The 4,907-nt window shown below is 70.6% G+C and carries 5 protein-coding genes; 4 read left to right on the top strand and 1 reads right to left on the bottom strand.

The features are described from left to right. Together ABD323_RS39465 and ABD323_RS39460 are read left to right on the top strand one after the other, a co-directional pair. Window positions 1-1,975: polymorphic toxin-type HINT domain-containing protein (locus ABD323_RS39465; protein WP_344446933.1), on the top strand; the 1,975-nt coding region annotated here is incomplete at its 5' end. Further along, window positions 1,975-2,232, top strand: a complete 258-nt coding sequence (locus tag ABD323_RS39460; protein WP_344446932.1) for a hypothetical protein — start codon at window positions 1,975-1,977, stop codon at window positions 2,230-2,232. The genes ABD323_RS39465 and ABD323_RS39460, both read left to right, overlap by 1 nt. Before the next feature lie 312 nt (window positions 2,233-2,544). Here ABD323_RS39460 and ABD323_RS39455 read toward each other — a convergent pair whose 3' ends face one another. Continuing rightward, complete coding sequence (locus tag ABD323_RS39455; RefSeq protein ID WP_344446931.1) at window positions 2,545-2,856, bottom strand: hypothetical protein; 312 nt, start codon at window positions 2,854-2,856, stop codon at window positions 2,545-2,547. Between the two features lie 148 nt (window positions 2,857-3,004). Here ABD323_RS39455 and ABD323_RS39450 point away from each other — a divergent pair, with 148 nt between their 5' ends. After that, window positions 3,005-4,186 (top strand): DUF6183 family protein, encoded by a 1,182-nt coding sequence (locus ABD323_RS39450; protein ID WP_344446930.1) that lies wholly within the window; start codon window positions 3,005-3,007, stop codon window positions 4,184-4,186. Between the two features lie 86 nt (window positions 4,187-4,272). After that, window positions 4,273-4,907 (top strand): ALF repeat-containing protein (locus tag ABD323_RS46130; RefSeq protein ID WP_425556317.1); only part of this gene is annotated, 635 nt, incomplete at its 3' end.

Raw genomic sequence — 4,907 nt, 5'->3', positions numbered from 1 at the left:
CCAGTCCGCCCAGCAGGCCCAGGGCTTCGCCAACCAGGCCGCCCAGTCCGCCCAGCAGGCCAAGGCCTCCGCCGACCAGGCCGCCGCCTACGCCAAGCAGGCCCAGGCCTCCGCGGCCTCCGCCAACGCGGCCGCCCGCAGCGCCTCCACCTCGGCCGTCCTGGCCACCGGCTACGCGGCGACGGCCCGCCAGTACGCGGCCACCGCCAAGACCGCCTCCGACCAGGCCCAGGCCTCCGCGGCCGCCGCCAAGACCAGCGCCGACCAGGCCGCCAAGGCCGCTGCCGACGCCCAGGCCGCGGTCTTCCAGAAGCAGCAGGCCGAGACGGTCGACGACAAGCTGCAGGACCAGACCGCCGTCGTCGACGACCAGGGCCGCATCTCCTACATCGAGGCCGTCCCCCAGGGGGACATGAAGAACGACGTCCTCAAGGACGACATGGGTCACTGCACCGCCGGTGACTTCATCCAGGGCCGCAGCGACATCCTCATCCGCAACATCGACCCCAAGGTCTGGCACGACGACGGCAAGGGCCAGACGGTCTGCGACCTCAAGCTCACCGTCAAGACCAGCGGCACCGTCAACTACATCATGCGGACCTGCCCGGAGCCGGGCCTGTCGATCGTCGCCTGCACGGGCAAGTACAGCGTCTGGGACACCGTCCTGGTCAGCAGCCAGCACGTGGAGAACACGCAGGACCAGACCGTCCCGCTGGGCTACGCCGACTACCGGCTGCACTACTCGCCGGACGCGGTCCGCGGCCAGATCCTCTGGGACGCGCTCACCGGCGACTTCGTCAAGTGCTACAAGGACTTCGGCTTCAACAAGTCCTGCGCCCTGGCGGCGTCCACCTTCATCCCCTACGGCACCCTCGCCAAGGGCGCCAAGGCCGTCGTCGCCTTCCGCTTCGCCCTGGAGACGGGCGTCGGCATCGCCGACGCCAAGCTCGCCGTCCAGGCGACGCTGGACGGTTACAGCCAGGCGGCGATCAGCAAGATCACCTCGGTCACCGACAACGTCGCCAAGTTCCGCCTCGCTCTGAAGGACGGCGTGGGGGCCGAGGACGCCCTCAAGGCCCTGAGCAACGACCCCAATGTCGACCGGACCGTGCTCAAGCACCTCATCTCCGAGGCCGCGACGGCACGCGGGGTCTGCACCGCGCTCAACAGCTTCCCGGCCGGCACCCTCGTGCTCATGGCCGACGGCACGAGCCGTCCGATCGAGCAGGTCCGCACGGGTGACTCGGTGATCGCCACCGACCCGGCCACGGGCACCACCAGCCCGGAGAACGTCGACGCCACCATCTACACTCCCAACGACCGTGACTTCACCGAGCTCACGATCGTGGCACCGAACGGCTCCACGGGGACCGTCACCTCGACGGACCACCACCCGTACTGGTCACAGAGCCGGCAGAGCTGGCTCGACGCGGCCGACCTGAGCGTCGGCGACACCGTCCGGACCTCGGACGGGCAGGCGGCCCGGATCGCCGACGCGCGGCACTGGACGTCCCTGCAGCCCGCCTACAACCTCACCGTCAACACCCTGCACACGTACTACGTGCTCGCCGGGAACACGGCGGTACTGGTGCACAACAGCACGCCTGCGTGTCCCATCGGCGGTTTCAAGGTCACCATCACGCCGGATGAGATCACGGCCCTGAACCGGAGCTTCGAGGGAGAGCGGCTGCTCAACGGCTCCCCCGAGAACGCCCTCATCAACGCGGACCGGTACAACAGCTTCTGGGAGAAGTCGGCCGTGATGATCCGGGACATCGCCGGCACCCACATGTTCGACAACGGGAACAAGCGCACCGCCGTGGAGGTCGTGCAGAAGCTGATGGACCGCAACAACATCATGAGCGGGCCGACGAACGACGACTTGTGGGCCGTGGTCGGCAAGGTGGCGGACTCGACGGAGAACGGCCATACGATGGACGTCGGCGAGATCGCGAAGCTGTTGCGAGGGTTCTGATGAGTGACCGTGAGACTGACATCGAGTGGTTCATGGAGCAGCTGGCGAACGCCGGTGTCACCATGATCCTCAAGGTGGACCACGAGAGGATGGCACGAGGCGGACAGCCTTGGACCATCATCATGTCCGGCCCGGGAATGGGAGAGAAGGGGAGCATTCACACCGACCGTCGCAGCCTCGCCGACTGCCTGGAGTACGGGATCGGCGAGCTGCGCTCGCGGCCGGGCGACTGGGAGTGGCTCGACCTGCTTTCCTGAGCACTGGGAGAAAGCCCTGAGAAGGCCCGCCGGATTCGTGTCCGGCGGGCCTTCCGCCGTCCAGAGGGCCCGAGTCCGCGCGAGGCCAACCGCCTCCCCGCCGGCGCCGCCGCCCCTCGCCGCGCTCGCCAGCCCTCCCGGCCCTGCCAGGTGGTCACGCAGGCCTCGTGACGTGGCCCTGCAACGTGCCCAGCACCAGGCGCCACCCGAAGTCACCCACCGCCTCCGAGGCGTCCCGCAGGGCCGGCCTCCGCAACTCCGTCCCCATCCCGGCGTCCTCGCAGCCCGAGCCGGCCCCGTCCGCCCGCAAGCTCACGAGGGCTCGAGCCAGTACCCCGTCTCGCGAGGGACGAGGGTCCCGATCCGCCGCTCGAAGTCGATGTCCGACAGGTCGCCGCCGATCGCGTGCCACCGCGCGAACACCTTGGCCTGGCCCAGGGTCATCTCGAAGGCGTCATGCACGTAGCCGATCAGACCGAAGGCTGTCTGCCCGTGGTCGTCCGAGGGGGCGAGCACCGACACCACCTGGCGCGCGACGGCTACCACCGACCCTTCCTGCCGCCAGCACTCGTGAAGGGCCAGCGCGACCGGCCACCGCTTCTCCCAGTACTCCTCCGCCGTCACTGTCCCCTCCAGGTGTCATGAAGTAACCGCGAATTCAGTCTAGTTGCCCGGACTTCCGTTCCCGCCGCCCCGGTCGGCCACCACCCGCGCCCACCCGCCCCGCGCGGCGGATCCCGGATCACATCCGGCGTCGGGGGACAATCACCGCATGGGCAAGGACATCACCCGCACGGTCGAGGCCCTGTGCGCGAGCGACGACCCGACCGTCTCCGCCACCCGCTCGGAGATCGAAGCGCGGCTCTCCGTCGGCGAGTTCGGCTGGACCGGTGATCTCGGGCTGGAGCTCGTCGACCGGATCGCCGACGGAGGCGACCGGCGCGGGCACTGCACCGCGGTGCTGAACCGGGTCCTGTACGTGCTGGCCGAGCGTCCGGAGCCGGAGAGCCTGCGCGCCCTGCTGCGGGTGCTCGCCTCGCCGCACCGGGACGGCCTGCACCACGCCCTGACCCCGCGCCTGCTGGCCGCGGTCGTGGCCGACCGGCACCGCATCGAGGACATCGTGCCCGTGGTGTTCGACGCCGCACCCCGGTCCCCGTCCTCCCTCCGCGAGTTCTCGGCGTGCCTGCTGCACCAGCTGGTGCTCGTCTCGGACGCGGTGGAGGGGTACCCGGCACTGCGCGCCTTCGCCCGGACGCTGCTGGCCGAGGGCCACCCGCTGGCCGCCCTGCCGCTGACCCTCCTCCCCGAGGAGCGCGGGATCCGCCGCCCGCCGGGGGCGGCGGACGACTGGAGCTGGCAGGTGCGCCCCACGCTGCTGAGGACGGACCCCCTGGACCCGCCCCCGCTGGAGAGCACGCCGTCGATGCGGCAGCGGGTGGCCGACATCGACGTCACCGAGACCGACCTCCCGGCGATGGCCGAGCTGTCGGGCGCGGCCGTCCGACACTGGCGCGACCAGTCCAACGGCCGGATCGCCGCCCAGGAGTTCTGGCTGCTGGACCCGGTGACCGAAGCGGACCTCCCCGCCCTCTTCGAGCGGCTGCCACTGACTCCCTGGCCCGCGGACGGGACCCCGGCAACGCTGTACCCGGCATCACCGGACGTCGCGTTCCGGGTCCTGCTCACCGCCGCGGCCTGTAGTCCGGCGTACGGCTCGGGCCTGCACGGCGCGTACGGACGGCTCGCCGCCTGGCGCTCCCTCGCCGGCCTGACCGGGAGCGCTGCGGACGTCCCCCTGACCCAGGTCGCCGAACTGGTGCGTCACACCGGCTGGTTCCGCGTCGACACCACGTCCCCCTGGTTCCACGAAGTCCTCTGGGACCTCGGCCTCGCGGCCCTGCGCCCGGGCGGCCGGGAGGTCGCGGTGCTGGCCGCCACCGACACCGACTGACCGCAGCACCGCACACCTACACGCCCGCACACCCGCGGACCCGCGGGATTCACCGGGAATACCCGCCCTCGTCCGCATCCATTCCCATGGACCTGATCACCGCTCTCACCACGGCACTTGACCAAGGATCAGACGTCCCTCCCCCACCACTCATCTCCTTTGACTCCGAAGGATCTCGCCCGGTACCGTCCGCTTGGTCTCTTCTTTGCCGGCTCGGGGGCGCTGGCATCTCCCTGAGCTGCGCTCTCTTCCTCCCGCGCCACGAATCCTCGTGCGGACGGTTCGTACGGGATCACCGGGCTTCGGAAACAAGGCAGTTGACGAAGGACTGCCCGCTGTCCGACCCACTCTTCGGCGAGGTGGCGGGCCAAGTGGTGCGGCGATCCGTGGCCGCGCCACGCAGTGTTGAGCGATTTCCAGGCCGTCGGCAACGGGGTCCGGCGGCTGGGGGCGGCACTTCGGTGCCCGAGTTCAGGATGGGATTGCAGACTGCGATGAGTATGTCCTCGATAGCACGAACCCGGCGCAGATGGGCGGTCGGGCTCGTGGCCGGCAGCCTGTTGACCGGGCTGCTCGCGATACCCGCGGCAGCGGACGACACGACGCCGGCGACCGCGCCGAACGCGGACCGGGTGAAGGTGGTGGCCGCCTGGCAGGCCGGCGGCTCGGCCGTGCGCCAGGCCGCGGAGAGCGCGCTGACCGGCTCCCCCGCCGACCTGAC

Origin of the sequence: Kitasatospora nipponensis, assembly GCF_039528135.1 — a bacterium.
In the GTDB taxonomy this organism is placed as follows: Bacteria; Actinomycetota; Actinomycetes; order Streptomycetales; family Streptomycetaceae; genus Kitasatospora; species Kitasatospora nipponensis.
The sequence above is the reverse complement of the archived record's forward strand: the minus strand, read 5'-3'. Positions and strand labels throughout refer to the sequence as shown.

Coding starts and splice junctions, on each gene's coding strand:
- ABD323_RS39460 (WP_344446932.1), top strand. CDS start 1,975: ATGAGTGACCGTGAGACTGACATCGAGTGGTTCATGGAGCAGCTGGCG.
- ABD323_RS39450 (WP_344446930.1), top strand. CDS start 3,005: ATGGGCAAGGACATCACCCGCACGGTCGAGGCCCTGTGCGCGAGCGAC.